Origin of the sequence: Salinibacter sp. 10B (genome assembly GCF_002954405.1) — a bacterium.
Lineage (GTDB): Bacteria > Bacteroidota > Rhodothermia > Rhodothermales > Salinibacteraceae > Salinibacter.
In genome coordinates, this window is record NZ_MQWC01000004.1 from 2748232 (window position 1) to 2774272 (window position 26041).

Below are 26041 nucleotides of genomic sequence, written 5' to 3' on the forward strand. Positions count from 1 at the left end.
GGTAGGAAGGTTGCTGATGATTTCTCCTACACTTTGCTCCGATGCTCATTTTCGAAACAGAAGAGATCTCCATCGTTACGCAGTCCTCATTTTCCAGCGGGTCGGGCAAGCATCAAAGCCATGCTCTGAACGTAACAGGTACTCTCTCCTAGGTAAAACGCGCCCGGACGCCCACACTCCCAGACGCCCACACACTGGACGAGATGCCCACCGCCGAATCCCTTCCTACGCAGGACCCCGTCATCGCCAACGCGTCGGTCACCGCCCGCGAGTCGGCGCAGGACCACATCGTGATCCGCGGGGCGCGGCAGCACAACCTGAAGGACGTGGACCTCGACCTGCCGCGCAACGAGCTCATCGTCTTCACCGGCCCGTCCGGCTCCGGCAAATCGAGCCTCTGCTTCGACACCATCTACGCCGAGGGCCAGCGCCGCTACGTGGAGAGCCTGAGCGCCTACGCGCGGCAATTTCTGGAGCGGATGGACAAGCCGGAGGCCGACCTCATCACCGGCCTCGCCCCGGCCATCGCCATCGAGCAGAAAACGTCGGGCAACAATCCGCGCTCGACCGTTGCCACGCAGACGGAGATCTACGACCACCTGCGCCTCCTCTTCGCCCGCATCGGCACCACGTACTCGCCGGTGAGCGGAAAGCCCGTGAGCAAAGACACGCCGCACGGCGTGGCCCACGCGCTGGAGGACGAGATGGAGGATGGCAGCCGGTTCTACCTCTGCGCGCCCATCCCCGAGCATTCGGACATGGCCCTGCGCGACGAGCTCCGCAGCCTCCGCGAACGCGGCTTCTACCGGATCCTCCTGCTTCCCACCGAACGGCAGGCGGAGAAGGGCGAAACGCCGGAGACGATCGACCTCAACCAGCAGGACCCCAGCAGCGTCAACAGCTACGGGCGCGACCGGCTGCTCGTCCTCATCGACCGGCTGAAGGTGAAGGCAGGCGACGAAGACACGCGCTCCCGCATCGCCGAGTCTGTGGAGCAGGCGTTCGACGAGGGCGACGGCCGGTGCACGATTGTGCCCGCCCTGCGCGGTCGCGACGAACCGCCCGAAGACGGCGTCCCGACGTACGAGTTTAGCGCCCACTTTGAGCGGGACGGCATGCGGTTCAAGGAGCCGACGCCGCAGCTCTTCAGCTTCAACAGCCCGGTGGGCGCCTGTCCCACGTGCCAAGGCTTCGGGCGCGTGGCCGGGCTCGACGAGGATCTCATCATCCCTAACAAGGAGCTCTCGATCCGGGAGGGTGCTCTCGCGCCGTACCGCGGCGACAAGTGGAGCAAGCACTTCAAGGACCTGATCGCTGTGGCGGCGGACGTGGGCCTTAACATCGACTGCCCGTACCGCGAGCTGGAGGACTGGGAGAAAGAGCTCGTGTGGGAGGGCGAAGGCGACTACATCGGCCTTGAAGGTTTCTTCCGGTTCCTGGAGGAGAACTCCTACAAGCGGCACTACCGCATCTTCCGTGCCCGCTTCCGCGGCTACTCCGAATGCCCGGACTGCGAGGGCCACCGCCTGCGCGACGATGCCCTCTACGTGAAGGTGGGCGGCGACTCGGTTGAGAAGAAGCACATCGGCGAGGTCTGTGCGATGACGACGCGGGAGGCGCGCGACTACTTCGAAAACCTGGAGCTGACGGAGTACGAGCAGGAAGTGGCCGGGCGCGTGATGGAGGAACTCCGCAAGCGCAGCCGCTACTTGGTAGACGTGGGGCTCGACTACCTGACGCTCGACCGCCTCGCACAGACCCTCAGTGGCGGCGAGACGCAACGCATCAACCTGTCGACCTCGCTCGGCTCTTCGCTCGTTGGGTCCCTCTACGTGCTCGACGAGCCCACCGTGGGCCTGCACCCGCGCGACAACGAGCGCCTCATCGACATCCTCCAGCGCCTGCGCGACCTCGGCAACACGGTGCTCGTGGTGGAGCACGACCCGGTGACGATGGAGGCGGCCGATCAGATCGTAGACCTCGGCCCGCGCTCTGGCGCGTTCGGCGGCGAGGTCGTCTTTCAGGGCACGTACGAGGAGGTTCTAGAGGACGAGGACTCCCTCACGGGGCAGTACCTGAGCGGCCGGAAGAAAATCGACGTGCCCGACGAACGCCGTCCGGTGGACGAGGACGACGTGATTAGAATCGAGAATGCCCGGCAGCACAACCTCAAGAACGTCGACGTGACGATCCCACTGGGAATGATTACCTGCGTGACGGGCGTCAGCGGGTCCGGCAAGTCGACCCTCACCAACCAGACGCTCTTCGAGGGCCTGCACCGGCTCAAGGGCGGCAGCGGCGACGGCAAGGTGGGGGCGCACGACGCCATTCGCGGACACGAAAATGTGGATGCTGTGGAGATGGTGGACCAGTCGTCCATCGGGCGATCCCCGCGCTCCAACCCGGCGACCTATACCAACGCGTTCGACGGGATTCGCCGCCTCTTTGCCAAGACGCGGCAGGCCAACGTGCACGGCTACGACAAGGGGTTCTTTAGCTTCAACACCACGGGCGGGCGCTGCGAGGAGTGCGAGGGACAGGGTGTGGTGAAGGTGGAGATGCAATTCTTGGCCGACCTCTATCTGGAGTGCGAGGCCTGCAACGGGCGGCGCTACAAGAAGGAGGCCCTCGACGTGACGTATAACGGCAAGAACATCGCCGACGTGCTGGACATGACCGTTGACGAGGCCGCCGAGTTCTTCGAGGGAGAGCGCGCGGTCACCAACAAGCTGGAAACGCTGCAGGAGATCGGGCTCGGGTACCTCACGCTCGGCCAGCCGTCGACCACCCTTAGCGGCGGAGAGGCCCAGCGCATCAAGCTGGCCAGCCACCTCAACAGCCGCTCCTCGGACCGCACGCTCTACATCTTCGACGAGCCGACGACGGGCCTGCATTTCGACGACATCAAGCAGCTTCTTAATGCCTTCGAGCAGCTGGTCGACGACGGCCACTCGGTGATTATCATCGAGCACAATCTCGACGTGATCAAATACGCCGACCACGTGATCGACCTGGGGCCGGAAGGGGGCGATGCCGGCGGGGAGATCGTGGTGACGGGCACGCCCGAAGAGGTGGCGGCCTGCGAAGACAGTCACACGGGGCGATTCCTGCAGGACGTACTGTAAGCCTCCACGACGACCGTGTTCTTGTCTCCTCGTTCCCAGAGACGACCTCGGCCCACGTGCTGTAACAGCCCGGCGTGCGCATCCGTCTTGATGGCGGACCCCGTCGTTCTCCTGGTCCACAGGGGCGCGAACGGCAGGAACCGCACTCACCAGCAGTGCTTCCAAGGAACAAGGGCATTCCCTTCGCTTCCTCCTCTCAGAATCGCCGCTAGTGGTCAGTCAGGCTGAGACTGCCGGGTGCCGAATAGAACACGCGGTGTTGCATACGGCATTTTCTGGGTACAATCCACTGGCCATCATTCGACCCGAAATGGAAACGGGGCGCACCACTAGTCGGGCGACGACGATCGTTCTCCGGCGGCGGTTCCCCCTCTGATTCGTTCTACTGCACCAATGATGTTCACCATGCGATCCCGTACGTTTCTCTGGCTGCTCCCCCTCCTGTTGATTCTCGGCTGTACCAGCTCGGCACAAATGGCCGATACGTCGGCCGGCGCGAAGAAGGCGGAAGACGCTGGCGAGGACCAAGCCAACTTCGAAAAAGATGCTGTGTTGCTAAACGTCAAGTTCCAGGGTGAAGCGACGGGTCGAACGAGGACTGGTTCTTCAGCACGCCGTAGCAAATGTGGAGGAGCTTCCGCATCGCAGCACCGATGATCACCATCTTTTCTTTCCCCCGCTCGGCGAGCCGGTCTCCGAGCGCTTCGACGGCGGCGTTGCACCGAAGGGCTGCAATTGCTGGGAAGTACAGTGCTCTTCGGAGCCGAGAACTCCCAACTTTTGAAAGCCGAGGTTTTCGATGAACCGAGCTGCCCGATTCGTGATGCGAGGGCGTCAGGCCGGCATATGCAGCCGCCTGGCGGGCGCACTCAAAGCGCTCGTGATCCCCGAGCTCCGCAAGCACGAGCGCAGCGGTTGTCGATCCAACCCCCGGGATCGTTTCCAGCAAGTCTCGGTTGCGGGCGAGGGTATCGGTGCTCTCGACGTGCTCGTCGATCTGATCTTCAAGCCGGTCGATCTGCTCGTTTATGCTTTCGAGCACCGACTCAAGCGAGCCGGTAACCGTCGGGTTTTCCGACTGGCGGATCTGGTTTTTCAGACGGTCGTGCTCTTTTTTGAGTTGCTCAAGACCGCGGGTCATCTCCTTCAAGCTTTTTTGCTCCGAAGGTGTTGGTTCCCATAGACTTGGTTCCTCACGCTGGCAAAAGCGCGCGAGGAGACGAGCGTCCACCTTGTCGGTTTTCGACCGGTTGAGCTGGCTCTCAGCGTAGGCGCTTGTGCGTAGTGGGTTGACGATCGAGACGGTCAACCCGCGCTCGTACAAAAAGCGTGCAGCCGGGCGCTGGTAGTCGCCGGAGGCTTCGAGGCAGACGTGAATCTGCTCCGGACTTTCCTCCAGCCGGACATCGGCCTGTGTCTCGATCCAGCTGAGGAACTCATCGAATCCGTCTTTGGTGTTCGACACAGTTTTGGAAGCAAAGACGTCCTCCTCAGATCCAATCAGGGCGATTTCAAGGGACGCCTTGCTCACGTCAATGCCCACGTGATGTGCCGTCGGAGGAACGGAATCAGACGAACTCGAACGATCAGGAGCGGTCATTGCGAGATCCAGACTAATGAATGCAGGCTCGACGATGAGAGCATCGCAGGCGCTCAGATGCTGTTCGGATTCGAACGCAATGAAGAGAGGGCAGGGACTGCTCTTTTTCTCGGGCTCATGGGAAAATTCCCAGGCCGGAACCATCGCACAGGTGGCCCTGCCCTCCAGCTCCGAGCGTCCTCGGAGCAAGTTATAAACCATCAATTTCAAACTACACCAAACATATTAGCCATCGCGAAAAGCGATTCGCTCGGCGGCCTGTTCACCGTGTACCGAGACACGACGAACGGCGCCTTGAAAATGGCGCTCGACACGAGCCAGATCGGTGAGGAGTACATCTACTTTACGCACACGGTCGACGGCGTGCTGGAGGCTGGCACGTTCCGGGGCGCCTACCGCGACAACGCCGTCTTCAAGGTGCGGCGGCACTACGACAAGATCGAGTTCGTGGAGGTGAACACCAACTTCCACTTCAACGACGAAAGCGCTCTCGCCCGCGCTTCGGACGCCAACATCAGCCCCTCGGTCCTGCACGTCGAGAAGATCGTCGCGACGGACTCTACGACGGGACGGATCCTGATTGAGGCCGACGATCTGTTCCTGACCGAGTCGCTCACGCAGGTGAAGCCCTCGCCCTCCCCCAACGATTCGCCGACCTCCTTCAGCCTCGGCAACCAGAGCAAGGAGAAGTCGAAGGTGCAGGCGGTTCACAACTATCCGAAGAATACGGACGTGGTGGTCGACTACGTCTTCGAAAACCCGCGCCCGGTCAACTCCGGCTCCGACGCCGTCACCGATGCCCGCAACGTGACGATCACGCTGCGGCACAGCCTCATCGAGGTGCCGGAGAATGACTTCGAGCCCCGGTTTTCCGATCCGCGCGTGGGCTACTTTACCCAGCAGAAGGATGATCTGACCTCTACCAGTGCGACACCCTACCACGACCTCATCAACCGCTGGCACCTGAAAAAGAAGAACCCGGACGCCGAACTCTCCGAGCCAGTGGAGCCGATCACGTGGTGGATCGAGAACACGACCCCCGAGCGCATTCGGCCCATCATTCGCGAGGCGGTGCTGCAATGGAATGAGGCCTTCCGGGAGGCTGGTTTCGAGAACGCCATTCAGGTGAAGGTGCAGCCGGACACCGCCTCCTGGGACGCAGGGGACATCCGCTACAACGTACTGCGCTGGACCTCCTCTCCCAATCCCCCCTTCGGCGGCTACGGCCCCAGCTTCGTCAACCCCCACACCGGCCAGATTCTGGGGGCGGACGTGATGCTCGAATACGTCTTTCTCACCAACCGCGTCTCCTACAACAAGCTGTTTGAGGCGGCTGGGCTCCCGCTGCAGTCGGCCGATCACGGGTTCCAAAATCTGCCGAAGCACGCCTGCACGCTGCCCTCCTTCCTCCACATGAATACAATGTTCGGCCGCACGGTGCTGGAGCCGACCGCCGGAGCCGACGCCGACAACGCGCAGAACGGCCCGTCAGACCTTGACGGTGAGATCACTCCCCTGATGGAGGAGTCGATCTACTACCTGGCGCTCCACGAGGTCGGGCACACGCTGGGCCTTCAGCACAACATGAAGTCCTCCCAGCTGCACTCCGCCGACGAGGTACACGACGCGTCCGTAACCCGCGAGGAGGGACTCACGGGTTCGGTTATGGACTATCCCGCCATCAACGTGGCACCTCCGGGCACGGACCAGGGGCAGTACTACACCACCACGCCGGGCCCCTACGACGTGTGGGCCATCAAGTACGGCTATACGCCCGGCATTGGCGAGGCGGAACTGAATGACATTCTTTCGCGCTCGACCGAGCCCGAGCTGGCTTTCGGCAATGACGCCGACGACATGCGGGCCCCCGGGAAGGCCATCGATCCGGAGGTCATGATCGGCGACATGTCGAACGAGGCACTCGACTACGCGGAGGGTCGCATGCAGCTCGTGGCCGATCTCATGGACGACCTGCTCCAGAAGTATGAGGACCCGGGACAGTCGTACGAAGAGCTGCGCGACGCCTTTCTCGTCGCCACCGGCCAGCACGCCCAGATGGCGGCGGTGGCCTCCCGCTACGTGGGCGGCGTCTACGTCGACCGCGCGTTCGTCGGGCAGGAGGGCGCTACGGAGCCGTACCGGCCCGTCTCCCTCGACCGGCAGAAGCGGGCGCTCGACCTTCTGGGCGAGCACCTCTTCGCGCCGGACGCCTTTGCGATGATTCCGGATGAGCTCTACCGGCACCTGCAGCCGCAGCGACGGGGCTTCAACTTCTTCGGCGAGTCGGAGGACCCGAAGATCCACGCCCGCGTGCTCGGCATTCAGGAACGCGTACTGGCCCACCTCCTGCACCCGAACGTGCTGGAGCGAATGACCGACACGCGACTCTACGGCAACGAGTACACGCTGGCCGCTTACATGGAGGATCTGACCAATGACGTCTTCGCGGCCGATGCCGACGGCAACGTGAACACGTTTCGCCAGAACCTCCAGGTCGCGTACGTCGAGGCGCTGGCCACGGTCGTGGGCGACGCGGGTGACGAACAGTACGACCACCTCGCACAGTCCGCTGCCCTGCAAAGCCTCCAGCAGATTGAGAACATGATCGACGGAAAGAGCGGCGTGAACGCCGAGACGCAGGCACACACTGATCACGTGCTCCACCTCATTGAAACGGCTACCAGCACCGAGTAACCCCGAATCCGCTTGCGGGGGGCGGCACATACTACTGGAACGAGAAGGCCTCAGGTCGAAAGCAACCTGGGGCCTTTTCTGTGTTGCTCCCAGCCTGAAGAGCACCTACGGAAGAATGTCGTCAACCGGTACTCCTTCCATCTCGGGCAACGTGGGAACCGTGAGGGAATCCCCACGACGGTGCCGGCTTCGGTCGGCATAGCCATCCTCTTCGGGGCGACGGAAAACGTCCACGAACTCATTCGGCAGGTCAACGAACCAGTAGTCGCCGATTCCGAGGCATCTCCGGATCATAGAGAACGACATCCGGCTCCGGCGCACTGTAGTCGTCCAGTTGAATCGGATTCTGCACGTGGATGCGGGCCAGCGTCCCTTCTGGTTTGTAGAGCCGACGCGCGAAGAGCTTTTCCAGGTCATTGACGGTGGGGCCGGGCGGAGGGCCAATTGGAGGCATACCGATCAGGCGACCGTCGAGAAGTTCGCCCCGGTCGTCTTCGCCGAGAATGCCCGCAGTTCCCAAAAAATGGCCACCGCTCCCTACCGCAGTTTCTCACAACGCCGGAGGAGAGACGCCCGAAAACAAATACGCAATACGAAATACGGAACGTCGAAGACAGGCATTCTCGTCTCAACCCCCGAACGCAGCCCAAAGAGGAATCTCACCCATTTCCTACGAAAAACACCGCATTGCTAAAGAGCACGTGTCCGCCGTACCAGAAGCCTCGAAAGAGCGGATTGTCGACGAAGTAGACCACGTGCCCGTCGCCCAGTCGCTGCGTGCCGAAGATGGTGGTGTTTTCGATTCGTTGCTCCGCCTCGTGCCCCATAAAGCCGCTCACTGGGGCACTCTCTTGGAGCGCACCCACCGTCCATCCGTCATCCAGGTACGCAAAGGCGTCGCTATTCCGCTTGAGTGTGAAGTACGGAGACGATAGCCCGAAGCCCAGCGGGTGAGACGTGTCGAGTTGCACGCGATGAATACTGCCGGGAGTGGAGCGAGACAGGGCGACCTGCGACTGGGTCCCGTACTGCTGAAGGTCGCCTCCCGTCGTGGTCGTGTCGGATTCGCTTGTCTCCTCTTTGTGCGTAAGGTGATATCCGGACTGATCTGCCAGCGCCTCGTTTGCGTTTCCGAAAGCAAGGAGACGCCCTCCCTCGCGGACCCACTGGGTAAGCATTTGTCCCCGTCCGTCGGTAAGCCACGCGCCATAGCGCCCATCCGGAAGCACGAGCACGTCCACGCCGTCAAGCATCGAGGCCTTGAAATCATCTGCCGGCAGTAGCGTGGCCGGGTACTCAATCTGTTGATCGAAGAAATGCCACACCTCGCCCACACTGCTGCTGGATAGGGGCGGCCCGGAGAGGACCGCCACGTTCGGCCCGTCGATAAACCCAACCGTTCCAGAGCCGAGGTCGGGGCCCTGGTCGGTAAAGCCCGTCTGGAGGGCGTGGAGGGGTTGTCCGTGATTCTGCGCAATCCGCTGAACGCGGGCGTCGAAATTGTCGAGCCGGTTGGTGTTGCCGCTGCGGGTGATGACCAGTGTGCCGGGGGCGTAGGAACGGTCGTTGATGGTGAACGATTTCGTCGCAAACCGGAGATGAACGTCATGCTGGAGCAAGGCTCCGGCAAAGCGCGCGTCGGCCCGGCTGCGCCACGGGGTCACGTAGGCGTACGGCTGGTTCGTGTTGCCGGTCAGCGACGGCTGGGTGGGCGGCGTTGACGCAGTGTCCACTTCCACGCGGTTGGGGAGGGCGTGGGCCTCCACTCCGTAGGCGTAGGGCAGCCCCCAGGCCGTGATGTCGTACGTGAGCGAGTCGGGGATCGTCGTGGTGGGCTCAAAAAGGACCTTGACGAGCCGACTTTTGGGCTGGGCGGCCTGCACGATGAGGTCGCCCGACTGAATCTGGACGTTCTCTGTTGTGCCGCTCTGATAGTCGCGTCCTTCTGCCGTTTCCCTCTCCGTTGCGTAGCCGTACCGGATGCGCTGCCGGTCGAGGTGCGTGGCGAGGGCCGACAGGCGGTCGCCTTGTGCTTCGCGGTGTACGACGTACGTTTGGTACGCGCCCGGTGGATTGTCCTGAGCCGATTCGTAGTAGTCGGCAAATTCTTGAACCACCCGTTCATGGTGCTCGGCCGTCACCTCCACCGTCGAGAGAGCACTCGTGTGATGGTGTTGAATGCGCTCGGCCAGCGTCAGTGTATCGCCCTCACTCGTGACAATGGCTCGTCCGGCACGGCCCCCGCCGCCCTGCTCGTACGTCATGCCGATGGCCCCGTTGAAGAGCGGCCACGTGTCGCCGTAGCCGGGGTAGAGGAGGTCGAACACCTCCTGTGTGAAGTAGAGCCAGCCGTTTCGGTCGAAGTAGGAGGCATTGTTGCGCCCCACTGTAAACTGAAACTCGCGCTGCCAGTCCGTTAGGTTCTCGTGGTAGGGCGTTGTGCCGGGGGCAAAGTAGTACGGGTCGTCGGCGCCCATCTCGTGGTAGTCGACGTGCACGTTCGGCATCCAGCGGTGGTACGCGCCCAGGCGCTGCTGCGTCTCTTTCTGTACCGCCCACGCCCAGTCGCGATTTAGATCGAAGTAGTAGTGGTTGGATCGGCCCGGGGCCCACGGCGTGTGGTGCTCGCGGGCGTCCGGGTCGGGATTGGCTGTCGCGCCCACCGTTTCGCGAAACCACTGCACGTAGCGGGTACGACCGTCGGGGTTGAGGGCCGGGTCGAGGAGGACGACCGTATTTTTCAGCCACTCCTGCGTGCGGGTGTTGGCGGTATCGGCCAAGGCATGGAGCGTTTTGAGGGCTGCCTCGCTGGAGACGGACTCGTCGCCATGGACGTTGTAGCTGAGCCACACGACCGCCGCGTCGGCCTGCGGGGTGCCCTCCGCCAGGCCGGCCCGTTGTCGGTTCGAACGGCGCAGGGTGCCGAGCCGGTCGTGGTTGTCGGGCGTCGTAATCGTGGCCAGGAGTAGGGGGCGCCCTTCGACGCTCGTCCCGTACTGCTGCACAGTGACGGCGGGAGAGCGAGCCGCGACGTGCCGTACGTAGTCCACGACGCGGTGGTGCGGCGTGAACTGCTGTCCGAGTTCGTAGCCCAGGTACGTGGCCGGTGGTTGTAGCTGGTCCGACGGTTGGGCCGGGGCGGGCAGCACGAGCAGGAGCGCGAGACTAGCGACACTCAGCAGGAGGCGATGCACGAAACGGAGGGGGTGGATTAGAAGGTAGAGGATCGTTGACAAAACGGGACGGCGGTCCCGGGGACTACCAGTAGATTGTGAGTCGTCCGTATCCATTATCAAATCGACTGGGAGAGTCGGGGATTCCGGGGGGCAGGTCGTCCTTGTCGAGGTCGTATCCCACGCCCACGAGCACGCTCCCGCCCGGCCATCGGTAGCCGAGGAGGGGGGTTAGGCGATAGTTGCTCGGCTGGACGCTGAAATACTCTCCCGTCCACTGCCGCGTCAGGTATTTGCTCTCTTCTTTGTCGAGCGTTCGGGCGTAGGCCGTGTATTTCAGGCCGGCCTGCACGCCGCGGTCGGGGGCGTAGCGGAGTCGGGCCTGGAGGGTTTGTCGATCTTCCCAGTAGTCCAGCGGCCCGTCCAGGGGAGACAGAGAAAAGTCATCCCCCGTTTGCCGATCGGTGTACCGCTCGATGGTGTAGCGGATGTCTCCCGCCCAGTTCCGCCATGCTCCCACGGCGAAGGCCCCGTATTGCTGCAGGCGCTGCTCAGAATGGTACTGGCTGGTCACGGCGCTTCGGGTGCCGTTCCGTTTGAGCGTGGATTGGTCGCGACGGTAGAAGAGACCGGCGGTGCCGTACGTCCCGGTGTACGAGGCCATCAGGCTGGCGTAGTGGGCGCCCTCGGTGTCTTTGTACTGGAACGAAGAGGAAGTCTGCGAGGTGAACGTAGCCGTGACGCTCGGGCGCCACCCGGCGTAGACCTCCACCCGCACGGGGTAGCGAGTCGGGGTCGCAGCCTGGATCTGAGCCACGAGCGGAGGCGTCTCGTAAATCCGAAGGATGTCGCGGTCTTTGGGGCTCACCCCGAGGGTGCTGTAGATGAAGTTATTGTACGCATTGGAGAGCGTAAGGTCCACCTGGGCCCGTCCCCATTGTGGGGCCTGTACGCGATAAAACCCCGTGACGTCAAAGTCCGGCTTGTACCGAGAGAACGTGTGTCGAAGGCCGGCCTGATGCCGATCGTTGAACACGTAGTGGTAGCTCATTTCAAGAAACGACCGCTGGGCGCGTCCATCTTCCTGCAGACGGGCATCGAACGAAAATCGGTGCCGGTCGCCCAGCACGATCGTTTCCTTCACGTCCGTTACGAAGGCCCACTCGGTCCGGTCGGTACTCCCGACGCGCGACCGGAGCCCGCGGCGAGTGCGGGACCACGTGTAGGCCTCGGCCATGGGGAAGCGGTACGACAGCAGGTCAAGCGCGTACTCCCGGTCCATTTGCGGCGTCAGGTGCCGAAAGACGCCGCGGTCGTAGTGCACGGTGGTGTCGGCCGCCCGCGGTCCCCGATTGTGAAAGCGGTCCAGCAGAAGGTGGCGCCGGAATGAGGCCCAGTCGGCCATGGACACGTGCGTCGTGGAGGCCGAGGCGGGGGCGGCAGTGGTGTCGGATACAGCGGGAGACTGAGCCCTCAATGGGAGTACACTCCCGCACAAAAGAAGGACCCACACGGCGAGTGCCCGTACGGTCATGGTGGAGGAGAGACTGGGAAAAGGAAGCCTGGCGGCACGAAATGACGCGTCAACGTACGAGGACGGGAGAGAAGGCGCAAGATGCATCTTCCGAATCCCGTTCGAAGTTCTACGCGATCCCTCGATGGGACGCGTCTTCCGTGCAACGTCCCTCCGCTGCGTCGGTAATGAGGGACGCGCTCCGCTTGTTTTCAATCCAATCTCTCCAGATGCCCGATATCGAACTGACGCGATCTCATTCCCTTGGTCTCGACGATGGACGCGAGGCCGTCGAACGTGTGGCCGAAGACCTTGAAACTGACCTCGGCGTGCGCTACGAGTGGGACAACAACACGCTCCTCTTCGGTGGTCAGGGAGCCGAGGGGGAGATTGAGGTCGAACCCGACACGATTCAGATCCTCATCAACCTCAGCGGGTTCCTCAAGCCTATGAAGGGACGGCTCAAGGAAGAGGCCGAGCAGTATCTTGATCGGTATCTGGATGAAAGGTAGAGCGGGGATTGACGGCGGTCGTGTCCGGGGTCCGGCGAGTCTTTTCGTATCAAGGGCTGAGGGATGGCCCCTTTATTCTCGCTGAATCTCGTGCAAACGCCTCTCTGCCATGAAACGGTTCGCTTTTCATCGACTTCTCCTCGCTGCCGTTCTACCCGTCCTCTTCCTCGCGGCCTGTGACTCCAGCGGGTCGAACGAGAAACCGGACGACCACGAATTTCAATTCAACATCACCCCTCCCACTGCTCAGTCAATGCAGAAGGTGACTACGGGAGCGGCTGAAGACACGATGTTGAACGGCTACTCCTTTTATCATAACCCGCCGGCGAGCCAATCCTACGGCGACCGCAACGTCTTCCTCCTTCACATGAATGAAAATTCGACCCTCGAAGAGCGGCGGAATCAAGAGGGACTTTTCGGCTTTGCCAAGTCGATTGGCGGACGTCCTGGAACGGGGGATCATCCGATCACTGAAGCCTCGAGCGAGGCCTACCAGGACGGCGAGGCCTTTATCTTCAAGCTGTACTACGACTATGGATCGATTCTGGACGGCGACCTTGGAGGGGTGGCGTATTACTCCGTGATTGACGGGACCATCACGTTTGAGCCGCGGAGTGCGCCCTATGTCGCCGGATCGGTCGATGCCGTAGCCGAGGTCATCCGATACGTCGATCCGGACTCAACGATCGGGTACGAGATCGTCCGCGACACAACGACGATCTCCGGTAAGTTCCAGGCAAAGGACTCGGAAACCATCGTGACCGTCCCAACGGGATCTCCAACAGCACACTAGTGGTGCGTTCCCGCCAGGTTGGGCAAGAACGCTGGGCTGTGGACTATGCTCAGGCTGCTGAATGCCGTATGCAACACCGCGTATTCAATTCAGCACCCGTCCCCTCATCTTAACTGACCACTCGCGGCGTTTCCATTTTCCCGGTGGGGGGCATTCTCACTCCATTCCGGTGTTGCTCACAAAGGCGATTTGCTCCCCGTCCGGTGACCATGACGGTACGTTGATGGTGCCCTGCCCGCCGTACACGTAGGCAATCACCTCCGGCTCGCCCCCGTCCGTGGGCATCCGGCGCAGGTACACCTGCTTGTAGAAGGGATGATCGCCGGGCGGGACGCTGGGGCGGTACGAGAGAAAGACGATCGATTCGCCGTCCGGCGACACGTGGGGAAACCAGTTGTTGAAGCGATCGTCGGTGAGCTGTTCCTGCTCACTCCCGTCGGGCGCCATCCGCCAGATCTCCATGCTGCCGGTGCGGACGGAGTTGAAGTAGATGTGCTCGCCATCCGGTGTATACTCGGACCCATCGTCCAGCCCCTCTGCCGTAGTCAGGCGTACCTCCTCGCCGCCGTCCACCGGAATCTTGTAGATGTCGTATTCGCCGTTGCGGGCTCCGGTGTAGGTGAGCCAGTTCCCGTCGGGCGACCAGCCGTGCAGGTACGACGGCCCGTTCGGGGTCACCTGCGTCGGCGTGCCACCTTCAATGGGCACGGTGTAGATGATGGAGTTGCCGTCGTGCGACTCCGGATGATGGCTGATGCCGAGCTGCTCTCCGTCGAAGGAAATGACGTGGTCGTTGTTATTGGCATCCGCAAAGCCGGTGTCGATCTCTTTCGGCGTCCGTGTGTCGAGGTCAAAGCGGTAGAGCAGCCCGTCGCTGTTGTAGATGAGCGATTCGCCATCCGGCGTCCAGTTGGGCGCCTGCAACGAGCGGGGCTCCTCGTGCACCACGGTGCGGTGACCGCTTTCCACGTCCATCGTTTCCACCCGACTGCCGAGGTACTCGTCGTACTGCGAGAGGGTGTCCGACGCTGGTGTTACGATGCGTACGTTCCGGAACGTGGCCGTCTCGGGGCTTCCTTCCGCGGGAGAATGCACGAAGAGGCCGACGTACACGCTGTCGCCCAGGGCAACGTCCGACACTTCAGTTCGGGTGAATGGGTTGCCCGCCCGCGCCACCGCCATCGTATAGGTGCTGTCGTCGCGGGCGAGTTGAATGACGTTCGCCCCAGTCACGGACGATTGGATCTCGTGGGTGCTGTCCCCGGCAGCGCGCCGATACTGGAGGGCCGCCTGCCCGTTGCCGGGGACGGAAGCCCTCACGTGCGCCGCGTCGGGGGAGAGGTCTGAACGGATGACCCAGCCCATCCGTCGGTTCTCGTCTGCCCCTTCGGCCGTGAATGCCCCGCGTGCCCGGAGGAGCACGTCGCCACGGACCCGGCGCCACGCAAGATGGACGCCATTCTCCTGCGTTTGTCCGCTCGTCATGCGGTAGGTTTGACTATCGGCCTCGTACTGCGTCGCTCCGGCCGCCTCGACGACGCCTACGTCGGTCTGCCCTTCGAAGGCCCCGAGGTTGGGGGAGGCCGGGTCGGATGAAGGAGAGTCGCAGGAGGCAAGGAAGAGGAAGGGTACACAGAAGGGGAGGAGCAGCCTGGACGGGACGGTGTTCATCGGAAAATGGGGCCTGGAGAAGGAATCGAGAGACGTGCGTACGTGCGCTGGGGGACTCTCCATAATAAAACATCGCAGCCCCGATTCAAATGAATTCAACACGCCCGCCGACGCGTCCGTCGTCACGACGCCGGGGACGTCGGTCCCCATCGCGTCAGCTGAAAGAAGAGCAGGATGCCGACCCCGAAGATTCCCGCGGAGAAGAGGAGGAGCGGAACGGTCGGCTGGATGATCCAAAGTGCGCTTACGAATTGGACGACAATCACCACGTAGAGTAGCGTGGCAATGTAGAGTCGCGGCACTCGGTTCACCACGTAGGCACCAAGGGGCGCGCCGAAGACAACGACCGGAATGCTCACCCACCAAAAGCGATACGCTTCGAGCTGCATGTCCTGCAGCACGAGCGCGTGCAGGAAAAACCCGAGGACCGCATTGAACGCCATGAGCACCACCGAGGTGGGCGTGGCCACCTTTTCCGAGAGGCGGTACTTGAGCGTCACGAAGGCGAAGGAGCAAATGTCGATTCCATTGCCGAAGATGGAGCTGAGGATCCCCCCGATGAGACCAATTCCAAGAAGCTCCGTCTGCTGCACGCCGGTGAGGGCCGGAAGGGTACGGATGGCGCCCTCGTCGCGAATGTGGTTGATCACGAAGAGGGCCAGGCCGTAGCTCAGGAAAAACGACACGAACATCATCTTCGCGTAGGCCGGCGGCACGTACGGTGCAATGAAGTAGGTGCCGCCCACGATGCCGGGCACACTTCCCAGCGCGACCAGCCACAAGTAGGTCGTCTCTACCGGAATGCGTCGTGCCCAGATGTAGAGCGCGGCCGCGGTCATCCCAACGCTCTGAATGGCCAGACTGAAGTTGCGGGCCACGGCGGGAGCAATGTCGAAGACGAGCGTCATCACCGGGTAGGCGACCGCTCCCCCACCCTCGGAGCTTACGCCCGCGACGAACGATCCCGCTATCATCGTTATGGTCATGAAGCCGTGGGTGCGGAAGAGGCCCCACAGCTCCTGTGTGGTCATGTAAGTGCCCCAGACCAGGAGCGTTGCGGCAATGGGGCCTATCACTCCGACCAGATAGCGGCGAGACCATCGGTCGCGTAGCACAGAGGTCGACGGAATCACAGGCATCCGGGAGTGATGACGGCAAAAACTAGTCGGGGTTAACAGCCTGCGTCTTCCTCTGTTCGAGTGCAGATCCAACATCTCCGACAAATCTGGCCCCGCAGGGAGAACCCGTTCTTGCCCCCATCGTTGACGAAGCGTCGTCATATGTTGCAACCTACCCGTCCTCTGTTGTGTCCAAATTTTGGAAAACGGTGCTCCTTACAGCCGCCGCCACGGGCGCCGCGGCGGTCCTTCTTCGTCAGTTAGACCTCGAATCGGCCCGCGATGAGTTGCGCAGGTCGGAGCCGGAATTCCCGGGACTCGACCCCGAGGACATGCAGGAGGAAGACGTGGCGATGCTGCTGAACGAGCTCGCCTCCCAGCTCTGATGCCGTCACGGTCGTTTGCGCTGTGCTTTCCGGAGAGGGGACAGCCCCATTCTTTGCCCCTACTTTTTTTTACGGTCTGACCGGGCACAAGTCGGGGGGAGCAACAGCGCCTCCGTCGCTCCACGACGATCTCAATCCACAGTTGCCCTGTTTTCTCGATGGCTTCCGTTCGCGAATGTCCGTCCTGTGCCCTTGAATTTGAGGACACCGGGGATGTAGAGACGTGTCCGTATTGCGGGTACGAGTTTCCCCAGCGACGCGACAGTGTGCGCTGGGTCGCGTGGCTCCTCGTTCTGCTTCTCCTCTGGCCCGCCATCAAAGGACTCATGTACCTTTTCGGGTAGGGCGTGGATCGTGAAGCGTGAGCGTGTCCTCACGCCGCCCTCCTCACCATTTCTCACGCATCGTATTCGATCTATGGAAACAGAGACGCCCACCTCCACCCTCCTCGGCGACCGCTCGCCTGCCGACTTCTTGAACGACTACTGGCAGAAGCGGCCGCTCGTCGTCCGCGACGCACTGCCCGACTTTCAATCGCCGCTCTCGCCCAATGAACTGGCGGGACTGGCCTGCGAGGACGGGGTCGAAAGCCGCCTGATCCTGAAAGAAGGGGGCGAGTATCCGTGGGAGCTACGGCACGGCCCATTCATGACGGACGACTTCCTCGATCTGCCGGAGACGCACTGGACCGTGCTCGTACAGGAGGTGGATCGGCTCATCCCCGAGGTGGGGGCCCTGCTCGATCATTTCCGCTTCCTGCCGGACTGGCGGATCGACGACGTCATGGTGAGCTACGCCCCGACCGACGGCACGGTCGGGCCCCACATCGACAATTACGACGTCTTTCTGCTGCAGGGCCTCGGCCATCGTCGCTGGCAGATTGGGACCGAACCGGTGGCGACGGAGGAGATTGTGCCGGACCTCGACGTGCGCATCCTCGCCGACTTCGAGCCGGACGAGGAGTTTGTGCTCGGGCCGGGCGACATGCTCTATCTGCCGCCTCGCGTGGCCCATCACGGCATTGCCGAGGATGACGAGTGCATGACCTACTCGGTCGGTTTTCGTGCGCCCCGACACCAAGACCTCGTGGGCGCCTTTTTGCAGCACGCAATGGAGCAGCTCGATCCGGACGCCCGCTACAGTGACCCCGACCTCTCACCGGTGGAGAATGCGGGCGCAATTCCTGAACAGACGCGTACCAAGGTGTACGACCTGCTGCGCGGCCTCGTGGACGACGATGCTGCCATCGATCGATGGCTCGGGCAGTACCTCACGCGCCCGGATCGGGACCGGCAGGCCGTCCCGCCGCAAACGCCGGTGTCCGCTTCTGCCCTCGTTGAGGCTCTGAAACAGGGGATCGATCTGCGACGCGGCCCCGTCTCGCATCTCGCCTACGTGGAATATGAGGACACGGCCCTCCTCTTCGTCAACGGAGAGGCGCGTCGCCTCGACTCCGACCTCGCATACGCCGCGCCCATCATCACCGGCCGCGAGGTCGTTCCGGCCGATCGTCTGACGCCGTACCTTGACGACGACGCGTTCGTGGACCTCCTCGTGTCGCTAGTGAATGAAGGCATCCTGGAACAAGCAGCGCTCTAACTGCACCCTCTTTGCGAGGCCCTGATCGTTGCAAGGCGAAGGGGCCAGACCCCGTCGTGGTTCGGGTACAAGGCCTGCTACTGGTAATCTTGCAGGTAGAACTACAAGAGGGACGCGCTGCAGCACCGGACGTTCGTGCTCTGATAAGGCCTGAATTCTCCTCGTGGCGCCGTACGGATTGAAGAGCCCCTCCCGAGTGATGCTGAAGGAGGGGGCACTACTCCACCGTCCAATAAAAAAAGCCCCGGCTCGACGTTGAGCCGGGGCTTTTGTATGTCGGAGGGGAGGCCACGATTAGTAGTTCGTCCCTCCGTCGGCATTCCCTTGATACGTGTTATTGCTCTCCGACACAGCGCTCGCCCCGTCGTCGGCGTAGACGCCGTAGGCTGCACTGTTTTTGATGAGCGAATTTTCAAGGGTGATCCGGGCATTCGTGCGGACCTGGATGTTGGCTGCATCGCCGATGAAGGTATAGAGCTCACCCCCGCCGCCGTGCTCAACCTTCACATACGACAGCTCGTTCGTCATATTGGAGGAGTTGAATCCAATGCCGCTCCAGAACCCGGCCTGCTTCGTCGTTCCGGTGAAGACGATACTATCTGCCTTTGCGCCCTGGGCCTTGAAGGCCGTTGCGTTGCCGGTCACGTTCAGTCCGCTATCCTGCTCGAATTCGAAGACGGTACCAGCCTCGACGGTAACGTCGCTCCCGTCCTTAATCGGGCGTACGCCGGAAATGCGATACGGCACCCCAATCGGGGCCACCGTCAGGGTCTGGTTGGAGATGCTTCCATTGTAGACCCGGACGTACGAGCCGTAGGTCGTGCCGATGTCCATTGCGCCGATGTTGCGGGCGCGGACGTTCATCGAAGAGGTGCCGTTGTTCTCGAAGGTGTTGTTGGAGAAGCCGGTAAACTCGACGCCTTCGTCGGCCTGAACGCCGTAGGCGTCGTTGTTGCGAAAGGTGGAGTTGGAGATTGACACCTTGCTTTCGTTCTGCAGCTGTAGTGCTGCCGCCGACCCGATGAAGGTGTAGAGCTCCCCGCCACCCGCATATTCGATCGTCAGGCCCGACAGCTCGTTGTTGGTGTTGGTAGAGTTGATGCCGACACCGTTCCAGAAGCCGGCCTGCTTCGTGGTGCCCGTGAAGGTGACGTTGTTTGAAGACGTCCCCTTTACTTTGAAGGCCGTTGCGTTGCCGGTCACGTTCAGTCCGCTATCCTGCTCGAATTCGAAGACGGTACCGGCCTTGACGGTGACGTCGCTCCCGTCCTTAATCGGGCGTACGCCGGAAATGCGATACGGCACCCCAATCGGGGCCACCGTCAGGGTCTGGTTGGAGATGCTTCCGTTGTAGACCCGGACGTACGAGCCGTAGGTCGTGCCGGTGTCCATTGCGCCGATGTTGCGGGCGCGGACGTTCATCGAAGAGGTGCCGTTGTTCTCGAAGGTGTTGTTGGAGAAGCCGGTAAACTCGACGCCTTCGTCGGCCTGAACGCCGTAGGCGTCGTTGTTGCGAAAGGTGGAGTTGGAGATTGACACCTTGCTTTCGTTCTGCAGCTGTAGTGCTGCCGCCGACCCGATGAAGGTGTAGAGCTCCCCGCCACCCGCATATTCGATCGTCAGGCCCGACAGCTCGTTGTTGATGTTGGCGGAGTTGATGCCGACACCGTTCCAGAAGCCGGCCTGCTTCGTGGTGCCCGTAAAGGTAATGCCGTTGGACGCCGTGCCGTTTGCAACGATGGCGGATCCATCTCCACAAATTTTGAGTCCGGTTCCGGATTCAAACTCGACCTGTACGCCGTCCTCGATCGTGAGCGTCGAGCTATTCTCCACACAGATCGTGCTCGTGACCGTGTATGACGTATCCGGCGTGAACGTCCGACTTGTGGTGATATTCGAGCTAAGGGCGACCGCTTTCACGGCCTCGGCGGTCACTGTCACGTTATCGGTGCTCGACTCAGTGCCGTCCGACACCTCGACGCTTGCAACGTAGTCGCCCGCGACATCGGGGGTGAACGTCGGTTGTTCGGCGGAGGCATCGGAGAGGGACGCAGTGCTTCCATCGGGCGTGTTCAGCGACCAGGAATACGAAAGGTCATCCCCGTCCGGATCCTCTGAGGAGGACGCATCGAGCGTGACCTCTGTGCCGGTGTTAACTGTTGTATTGTTAGCGTCGGCAACGGCCGAGGGGACCTCGTTGCTTTCTCCGTCCCCTGGATTTTCTTCTCCCGAGGGGCCAGCGGAATCGCAGCCCACGAACAAGAGGGCCGTCGTGAGCCCGATGGCTAGGAGGATAAAGGGCGAAAATTGGGATCGATACATAAGCTGAATGTCGAATGGTGAAAGATCGGTCGGAAGAGGGAGGACGTAGAAACGAACGGTCCAAGACCTCAAATCAGAGGGGGCCCTTGCGGGGGCAAGTCGCTGTCCTCCGCTCTCCAAAACCGTGCCGGACTCACATCGTATCGGCCGGGCGAAAAAACTGCGTCACCGAACGGAAGTGGACTTTTTCTCCCCCTCTCCGTCTGGTAATGCGTAAGAATGGGGGATAATCGGACACGGGCGAGAAGGGGTGTCGAGAATATAAAGCAAAGAAGAAACGGCCAGTCGTCCCGTTGAGGGAGAAGTCCCGGTATTCATACTCCTTAATTAAAGGGTGGATTTACCCAATCGGCCCTGTCGACTTTTCAGAGCCGTTTTTGTGGAGCGGGGAAAGAAAGACGCTCCCACAGTCGCCCCTCGTTCAGGAACGGCCTCCATTGCCAGGCGCCGACGGTCCAACTCCGATACGGGTTTTTTGCGAATGTACTCGAACAGACCGTCTCAGCCCCCGTAATCGGAACGGGATGTCAAATTCGAGTTGGCGTTCCGCCCTCTGCAAACTGATCTTCCAGATCCCATCTGCCCATGCACGAGCTTCTCGACCTCCCGGATTCAAATATCATTGGTTTCCACCTCAGCGATACGCTGACGGAAGACGACTACGACAATTTCGTCTCGGAGCTAAAAAGCGAGTTGGAAGCGCACACGACGACGCGCGTCTTTCTGGAGATTGAGTCTGTGGATGGCTGGGAGCCGGAGGAGCAGTGGGAAGAGTTGGCGCTCGACATTCGCCAGGTGCAGGACCTCGACAAGGTGGCTATTGTCGGGGACGACATCTGGGAACCGCTGATGGATAAGGTTGAGCTCCTGTTCCCGATGTCGCAGATTCAGTCCTACGACAGCGAGGATCGAGAAGAGGCGCTAGCGTGGATTCGGGGAGACATGGACGTGCCGGGCATCGGGCCGGGAAGCGTGCCGGATCCGCAGGCGGGCGCACAGGACGAAGATGAGGAGTAGTCCCCATGGATGCTTCCGACCTCTCCGACCTTGAGGCAACGGTCCTTCAGGCGGTGCACGCCGAGGGCAGTGCCGATCTCTACGACCTTGCCCGCATTGTGGGCACGGGGCCGCGGTCCGTGCAAGACGCTGTGCAACGTTTGTCGGATGAGCGACTGGTGATTGTCGCGGAGCGGGGCATGGAGGTGCATTGTACTCCGGCTGGGACCGACCTTGCACACACGTTGAAGGTGCGGGGACGGTAGTCCTGGAGGGACGCGATAAAAATAGAAAAGCGTCCTGCCGGTCTCGGCAGGACGCTTCTATTGGAGCCAACGACCGGACTCGAACCGGTGACCTGTCCCTTACGAGGGGACTGCTCTACCAACTGAGCTACGTTGGCTGCTTCGGGCAGAGAATGCTCCGTTTTTCCGAAAAGTGTTCACGGCTGGAATTGGGGCAAAGATCCCACCCATTTGTGCTTTCACGGCCGATTAACGAGACGGCCAAGCGAGAATACATCGGGGCGGTTGGCACTCTACAGGGCAACCCCTATCCCACATCACGCGGAAAAGACACCGGCAGCAAGTAGGGCGGCGACCGACGGGGCCGTAATCGAATAGACGCCGGGCTGGTCAGATTTCGAACTGCTTACACTCGTTCCAGCCGCCCCACATGATTCGACTCGACGCGGTCACCAAGCGATATGGCGACGAAACCGCCGTACGCGACGTCTCCTTATTCATTTCCGCGGAGCAGACCACTGTGCTGATTGGGCCGTCTGGAAGCGGCAAGTCGACCCTGCTGCGTCTCATGATCGGTCTCACACGACCGGAGGCCGGAACGGTGACGATACAGGGGATCCCCCTCACGGACGCCAATGTGCTGTCCCTGCGGCGCCGGATGGGGTATGTCATTCAAGAAGGGGGACTTTTTCCTCACCTCACCGGCTGGGACAATGTGGCCCTCATGGCCCAGCACCTTGGTTGGGAACGCGACCGCATCGACGCCCGGATTGAGGAGCTGACCGAGCTCGTGCAGCTCGCCCCCGATCGTCTCGCCCAGTACCCGAGCGAACTCTCCGGGGGACAGCGCCAGCGCGTGAGTTTAATGCGGGCCCTCATGCTCGATCCGGATGTGCTCCTGCTCGACGAGCCCCTCGGCGCCCTCGACCCGATGATCCGCTCCGACCTGCAGGACGATCTCCGCGCCATTTTTCGGCGGCTTGGCAAGACGGTCATCTTTGTCACACACGACATCGGAGAGGCGGGCTTCTTTGGGGACCATGTGGTGCTTCTTCAGGACGGCGCCATCGAACAGCAGGGGAAAATGTCGGCACTCGTTCGCGACCCGGCCTCCCCGTTCGTCACCGACTTCATCCAGGCCCAGCGCGCACCACTTGAGAATCTGAGCGACGAAGGTCAAGGATAGAGGAGCGAACCTCCAAAAGCCCCGAGTCCCCCATGAACGTGCGTGCAGTCCACCAGTCTCGATTCCCCATCCTCCTCCTGCTGGCGGCACTGCTTGCGGCCCCGGCACGCGGACAGGCTCCGGACTCCGCCCTAACCGTCGGCTCCAAAAAGTTTACGGAGAATGTGCTCCTGGGCTGGATGGGTACGCATCTCCTTCGCGCCGACGGCCTGTCGGCCACGCACCGTGAGGAGTTGGGCGGATCTCGATTTCTCTGGGAGGCCCTCGTGCGGGGCGACATTGATGCTTATCCCGAGTACACCGGCACACTGCGGCAGGAAATCCTCGCCAACCGGGCCATTCCGTCCTCGCCCGACAGCCTTCGGGCCGTTCTGGCCTCGTACGGGGTGGGCATGACCGCCCCCATCGGCTTCAACAACACCTACGCGCTTGGCATGCGCGCAGACCACGCCGATTCCCTCGGCATCAAAACGATCGGCGATCTGCGCCAGCACCCGGACTTGCGTCTCGGCTTCTCGAACGAGTTTATGGATCGAGGCGACGGGTGGCCCTCGCTAAAACGTGCCTACGACCTGCCGCAGACGGCGCGAGGAGTGGATCACGATCTCGCATACCGGGGGCTTGCCAATGGGCAGCTGGACGTAATCGATCTCTATTCGACCGACGCTGAGATTGAGCGGTACGACCTGCGCGTACTGGCAGATACGAAAGAGCACTTTCCCGCCTACGAGGCTATTTTTCTTTACCGTCGCGATCTCCAGACCCGCGCACCGACGGCCCTCTCGGCCTTGAAGCGGCTCGAAGGCCAGATTCCGGCCGATACGATGCAGGCCCTGAACGCGCGCTCCAAGATCGACCAGGAGGACGAAGGCAAAGTGGCAGCCGACTTCGTCAATCAGACGTTTGGGCTATCCACCGTCGCCGATACCGAGACGAGGATCGAGCGGCTGCGTCGGTATACCGTGGACCACCTCGTCCTCGTCGGATTCTCATTGGGGCTCGCCATTGTGTGTGGCATCCCGTTGGGCATTGTGGCCGCGAAGCGACGACTTCTCGGGCCCGGGATTCTTCTGGTTGTGGGCGTGATTTATACAGTTCCGGCCCTGGCCCTGCTGGCAATCATGGTGCCCCCCCTCGGGTTGGGACGCGTGCCAGCCGTGACGGCCCTGTTTCTTTACAGTCTCCTGCCCATCGTATGGACGACGTACACCGGGCTGAAGGACCTCTCGCCCCCTTTGCTGGAGTCGGCGGAAGCACTGGGGCTCTCGGCGGGGGCCAGGCTGTGGCGGGTGGAGATTCCACTGGCGGCGCGCTCTATTCTTGCCGGCATCAAGATCGCCACCGTGATTAACATCGGCGCAGCCACGCTCGGCGCCCTCATCGGGGCGGGGGGCTACGGGCAGCCCATTCTCACTGGCATCCGGCGCGCCAACCTGGGGCTCATCCTGGAAGGCACCGTGCCGGCGGGCGTGCTTACCATCCTCGCGCTGGCCCTGTTCGAGGCCCTGGAGCGTGGACTTCTGCCGCGGTCGATGCGGTCGTAGCCTCTGCGCATGCGGGATGAGGATTTGGGGACAAGACCGCGTCGATGAGCCCTCGTACGGAATCCCTTCTTTTGTGCTCAACTCTCCGAATCAGAGCAAATCGATCTCGGGTTTCTCTATTCTGGTATTTCGGACCAGAAACTCTTCTTTTATGAAGGGATAACGAAAGCGGCGATAATCGGGGGTGAACCCCGGTCCGGATTGATCTAGGTCAAAGACAGCGCGGGTGTTGGCGAATAGGTTAGCAAACGCATCACACTGACAACCACACCCCTGACTCGTCATGCGCTCCCGACTTCTTTCGCTTCCTGTTCTCGTACTCCTCGCCGTGGGCCTCGTTGGCTGCGGTGGGAGTTCCGACTCGTCGTCCTCGGCGTCGTCGACGCAGTCGAGTACCACCGGCACGACGCAGTCCGCTGCGTCCGGCGATGTGGACCAGACGATTACGCTGCAGCCGAAGGGCAATCAGATGAAGTTTAAACAGACGGAGTTTACCGTTGCACCAGGGCAGACGATCAAGCTCGTGTTTGAGAATACGGCCACCAGCCCCTCGATGCAGCACAATGTGCTCGTCATCAACTCGACGAAGGACGAGGTCTTTCGCCGTGTGGGCGAGGCGGGCATGAGCGCTGGCTCAGCGAACGATTACGTGCCGGAGGACGACGCAATTATCGCGCACACCCCGATTGCGCCGCCGGGCGAAACGGTGTCCGTGACCTTCACGGTTCCGGAGCAGGCCGGTGACTACGGCTATCTCTGCACGTTCCCGGGCCACTGGGCCACGATGCAGGGCACCATGCACGTGAAGAAGTCGGCAGCGTAGCCGACAGGCATCGGTCCGCTGTGGGGGCGCGCTCTACCTAATGGGCAGGATTTCCCCACGCTGCGCGGCATCCCCGACCGGGAGGGCGCGTGGAGTATTTGCGGACGAGTACGAACCAGAATGAGCGGGTTCTTCCATTGTAGAAATTCCTCTCATTCAAGAAATGTCGACAACCCCTTAGTCCCCATGCGCCATCTATTCACCATCACACTTATCACGTTCGCCCTCGTCCTGACCGGCTGCGGCTCCTCCGAGTCGTCCGACGCCACGTCGTCGAGTTCGACCACTGTGGATCGGACGGTCACTCTGCACCCGAAGAAGAATCTGCTGAAATACAAGGAGACGGAGTTTACCGTGGCCCCCGGCGAGACGATCAAGCTGGTCTTTGAGAATACCGCCACGAGTCCGTCGATGCTCCACAATGTCGTGGTTCTCAACACCGAGCCGAAGAAGGAGGTGCTGTGGCGGGTCGGCGAAGCGGGCGTTGCTGCCGGAGAAGACCAGGAGTACGTTCCCGACGACGAGGCCGTGTTGACCGCCACGCCCATGGCTGATCCGGGCGAGACGGTATCGGTGACATTTACGGTCCCGGAAGAACCGGGCGCATACGGGTATCTCTGCACCTTTCCCGGTCATTACGTTTCAATGTACGGCACCATGCACGTGCGGACCGACCCCTCGACCTAACAGTCCCTCAGAGGACGGTCACTCACTCTCTTTCCACAACAGATGTACATCGCT

The 26041-nt window shown here is 61.7% G+C and carries 20 protein-coding genes and 1 tRNA gene; 13 read left to right on the forward strand and 8 right to left on the reverse strand.

The window, feature by feature from the left end; translation table 11 throughout:
- Positions 1–203 precede the first annotated feature (203 nt).
- Entirely contained in the window at positions 204–3125 is a 2922-nt protein-coding gene (uvrA, locus tag BSZ35_RS11290) for an excinuclease ABC subunit UvrA (RefSeq protein ID WP_105012534.1), read from the forward strand.
- Positions 3126–3687: 562 nt separating this feature from the next.
- On the opposite strand, the gene BSZ35_RS11295 is transcribed toward uvrA, so the two are convergent.
- Positions 3688–4725, reverse strand: coding sequence for an IS110 family transposase (locus BSZ35_RS11295; protein ID WP_105013714.1), 1038 nt, complete (start codon positions 4723–4725; stop codon positions 3688–3690).
- Between the two features lie 300 nt (positions 4726–5025).
- On the opposite strand from BSZ35_RS11295, the gene BSZ35_RS11300 reads away from it, so the two are divergent.
- Positions 5026–7419, forward strand: a complete 2394-nt coding sequence (locus tag BSZ35_RS11300) for a zinc-dependent metalloprotease (RefSeq protein ID WP_258096194.1) — start codon at positions 5026–5028, stop codon at positions 7417–7419.
- 250 nt (positions 7420–7669) lie between these two features.
- Here BSZ35_RS11300 and BSZ35_RS19570 read toward each other — a convergent pair whose 3' ends face one another.
- The 3 genes from BSZ35_RS19570 to BSZ35_RS11315 all read right to left on the reverse strand — a co-directional run bounded on the left by BSZ35_RS19570 (position 7670) and on the right by BSZ35_RS11315 (position 11997).
- A complete protein-coding gene (locus tag BSZ35_RS19570) occupies positions 7670–7939 on the reverse strand; it encodes a Uma2 family endonuclease (RefSeq protein ID WP_105012535.1) in 270 nt (89 codons plus the stop codon).
- Positions 7940–8078: 139 nt separating this feature from the next.
- A complete protein-coding gene (locus BSZ35_RS11310) occupies positions 8079–10613 on the reverse strand; it encodes a M14 family zinc carboxypeptidase (RefSeq protein WP_258096195.1) in 2535 nt (844 codons plus the stop codon).
- A 64-nt stretch (positions 10614–10677) separates the two neighbouring features.
- Positions 10678–11997: a hypothetical protein gene (locus tag BSZ35_RS11315; protein ID WP_105012537.1), complete on the reverse strand. Its 1320-nt coding sequence runs from the start codon at positions 11995–11997 to the stop codon at positions 10678–10680.
- A 338-nt stretch (positions 11998–12335) separates the two neighbouring features.
- Here BSZ35_RS11315 and BSZ35_RS11320 point away from each other — a divergent pair, with 338 nt between their 5' ends.
- Both BSZ35_RS11320 and BSZ35_RS11325 read left to right on the forward strand, forming a co-directional pair.
- Complete coding sequence (locus tag BSZ35_RS11320; RefSeq protein ID WP_258096196.1) at positions 12336–12617, forward strand: polyhydroxyalkanoic acid system family protein; 282 nt, start codon at positions 12336–12338, stop codon at positions 12615–12617.
- A 109-nt stretch (positions 12618–12726) separates the two neighbouring features.
- Entirely contained in the window at positions 12727–13410 is a 684-nt protein-coding gene (locus tag BSZ35_RS11325; RefSeq protein WP_105012539.1) for a hypothetical protein, read from the forward strand.
- A 156-nt stretch (positions 13411–13566) separates the two neighbouring features.
- Here the strand turns inward: BSZ35_RS11325 and BSZ35_RS11330 are convergent, their stop codons facing one another.
- Entirely contained in the window at positions 13567–15081 is a 1515-nt protein-coding gene (locus BSZ35_RS11330) for a DUF5050 domain-containing protein (RefSeq protein ID WP_105012540.1), read from the reverse strand.
- 122 nt (positions 15082–15203) lie between these two features.
- On the reverse strand, positions 15204–16220 hold the full coding sequence (locus BSZ35_RS11335) for a sulfite exporter TauE/SafE family protein (protein ID WP_219846632.1): 1017 nt from the start codon (positions 16218–16220) through the stop codon (positions 15204–15206).
- Positions 16221–16387: 167 nt separating this feature from the next.
- Between BSZ35_RS11335 and BSZ35_RS11340 the strand changes: the two genes are divergently transcribed.
- The 3 genes from BSZ35_RS11340 (at position 16388) to BSZ35_RS11350 (ending at position 18184) form a co-directional block, all read left to right on the forward strand.
- Positions 16388–16585, forward strand: a complete 198-nt coding sequence (locus tag BSZ35_RS11340) for a hypothetical protein (RefSeq protein ID WP_105012542.1) — start codon at positions 16388–16390, stop codon at positions 16583–16585.
- Between the two features lie 158 nt (positions 16586–16743).
- Positions 16744–16929, forward strand: a complete 186-nt coding sequence (locus BSZ35_RS11345; RefSeq protein WP_105012543.1) for a hypothetical protein — start codon at positions 16744–16746, stop codon at positions 16927–16929.
- A 73-nt stretch (positions 16930–17002) separates the two neighbouring features.
- Positions 17003–18184: a cupin domain-containing protein gene (locus tag BSZ35_RS11350; protein WP_105012544.1), complete on the forward strand. Its 1182-nt coding sequence runs from the start codon at positions 17003–17005 to the stop codon at positions 18182–18184.
- Positions 18185–18478: 294 nt separating this feature from the next.
- Here BSZ35_RS11350 and BSZ35_RS11355 read toward each other — a convergent pair whose 3' ends face one another.
- Positions 18479–20506: a PKD domain-containing protein gene (locus tag BSZ35_RS11355; RefSeq protein WP_105012545.1), complete on the reverse strand. Its 2028-nt coding sequence runs from the start codon at positions 20504–20506 to the stop codon at positions 18479–18481.
- A 585-nt stretch (positions 20507–21091) separates the two neighbouring features.
- Here BSZ35_RS11355 and BSZ35_RS11360 point away from each other — a divergent pair.
- Positions 21092–21523 carry an STAS/SEC14 domain-containing protein gene (locus tag BSZ35_RS11360; RefSeq protein ID WP_105012546.1) on the forward strand — a complete coding sequence of 144 codons (432 nt, stop codon included), beginning with the start codon at positions 21092–21094 and terminating at the stop codon, positions 21521–21523.
- Positions 21524–21528: 5 nt separating this feature from the next.
- Positions 21529–21768, forward strand: a complete 240-nt coding sequence (locus BSZ35_RS11365) for an Lrp/AsnC family transcriptional regulator (RefSeq protein WP_105012547.1) — start codon at positions 21529–21531, stop codon at positions 21766–21768.
- 61 nt (positions 21769–21829) lie between these two features.
- Here the strand turns inward: BSZ35_RS11365 and BSZ35_RS11370 are convergent.
- A tRNA-Thr gene (locus tag BSZ35_RS11370) sits at positions 21830–21905 on the reverse strand.
- Positions 21906–22177: 272 nt separating this feature from the next.
- Between BSZ35_RS11370 and BSZ35_RS11375 the strand changes: the two genes are divergently transcribed.
- The 4 genes from BSZ35_RS11375 (at position 22178) to BSZ35_RS11390 (ending at position 25987) form a co-directional block, all read left to right on the forward strand.
- Positions 22178–22933, forward strand: coding sequence for an ABC transporter ATP-binding protein (locus BSZ35_RS11375; protein WP_105012548.1), 756 nt, complete (start codon positions 22178–22180; stop codon positions 22931–22933).
- Between the two features lie 32 nt (positions 22934–22965).
- Positions 22966–24477: a glycine betaine ABC transporter substrate-binding protein gene (locus tag BSZ35_RS11380; protein ID WP_105012549.1), complete on the forward strand. Its 1512-nt coding sequence runs from the start codon at positions 22966–22968 to the stop codon at positions 24475–24477.
- 283 nt (positions 24478–24760) lie between these two features.
- Entirely contained in the window at positions 24761–25300 is a 540-nt protein-coding gene (locus tag BSZ35_RS11385) for a plastocyanin/azurin family copper-binding protein (protein ID WP_105012550.1), read from the forward strand.
- Between the two features lie 186 nt (positions 25301–25486).
- Positions 25487–25987, forward strand: coding sequence for a plastocyanin/azurin family copper-binding protein (locus BSZ35_RS11390; protein WP_105012551.1), 501 nt, complete (start codon positions 25487–25489; stop codon positions 25985–25987).
- Positions 25988–26041 lie beyond the last annotated feature (54 nt).

Bases quoted from the DNA above. Each gene is read 5' to 3' on its own strand.
- uvrA (WP_105012534.1), top strand. From the start codon at position 204: ATGCCCACCGCCGAATCCCTTCCTACGCAGGACCCCGTCATCGCCAAC.
- BSZ35_RS11295 (WP_105013714.1), bottom strand. From the start codon at position 4,725: ATGACCGCTCCTGATCGTTCGAGTTCGTCTGATTCCGTTCCTCCGACG.
- BSZ35_RS11300 (WP_258096194.1), top strand. From the start codon at position 5,026: ATGGCGCTCGACACGAGCCAGATCGGTGAGGAGTACATCTACTTTACG.
- BSZ35_RS11315 (WP_105012537.1), bottom strand. From the start codon at position 11,997: ATGGCCGACTGGGCCTCATTCCGGCGCCACCTTCTGCTGGACCGCTTT.
- BSZ35_RS11320 (WP_258096196.1), top strand. From the start codon at position 12,336: ATGCCCGATATCGAACTGACGCGATCTCATTCCCTTGGTCTCGACGAT.
- BSZ35_RS11325 (WP_105012539.1), top strand. From the start codon at position 12,727: ATGAAACGGTTCGCTTTTCATCGACTTCTCCTCGCTGCCGTTCTACCC.
- BSZ35_RS11330 (WP_105012540.1), bottom strand. From the start codon at position 15,081: ATGAACACCGTCCCGTCCAGGCTGCTCCTCCCCTTCTGTGTACCCTTC.
- BSZ35_RS11335 (WP_219846632.1), bottom strand. From the start codon at position 16,220: ATGCCTGTGATTCCGTCGACCTCTGTGCTACGCGACCGATGGTCTCGC.
- BSZ35_RS11345 (WP_105012543.1), top strand. From the start codon at position 16,744: ATGGCTTCCGTTCGCGAATGTCCGTCCTGTGCCCTTGAATTTGAGGAC.
- BSZ35_RS11350 (WP_105012544.1), top strand. From the start codon at position 17,003: ATGGAAACAGAGACGCCCACCTCCACCCTCCTCGGCGACCGCTCGCCT.
- BSZ35_RS11355 (WP_105012545.1), bottom strand. From the start codon at position 20,506: ATGTATCGATCCCAATTTTCGCCCTTTATCCTCCTAGCCATCGGGCTC.
- BSZ35_RS11360 (WP_105012546.1), top strand. From the start codon at position 21,092: ATGCACGAGCTTCTCGACCTCCCGGATTCAAATATCATTGGTTTCCAC.
- BSZ35_RS11365 (WP_105012547.1), top strand. From the start codon at position 21,529: ATGGATGCTTCCGACCTCTCCGACCTTGAGGCAACGGTCCTTCAGGCG.
- BSZ35_RS11375 (WP_105012548.1), top strand. From the start codon at position 22,178: ATGATTCGACTCGACGCGGTCACCAAGCGATATGGCGACGAAACCGCC.
- BSZ35_RS11380 (WP_105012549.1), top strand. From the start codon at position 22,966: ATGAACGTGCGTGCAGTCCACCAGTCTCGATTCCCCATCCTCCTCCTG.
- BSZ35_RS11385 (WP_105012550.1), top strand. From the start codon at position 24,761: ATGCGCTCCCGACTTCTTTCGCTTCCTGTTCTCGTACTCCTCGCCGTG.
- BSZ35_RS11390 (WP_105012551.1), top strand. From the start codon at position 25,487: ATGCGCCATCTATTCACCATCACACTTATCACGTTCGCCCTCGTCCTG.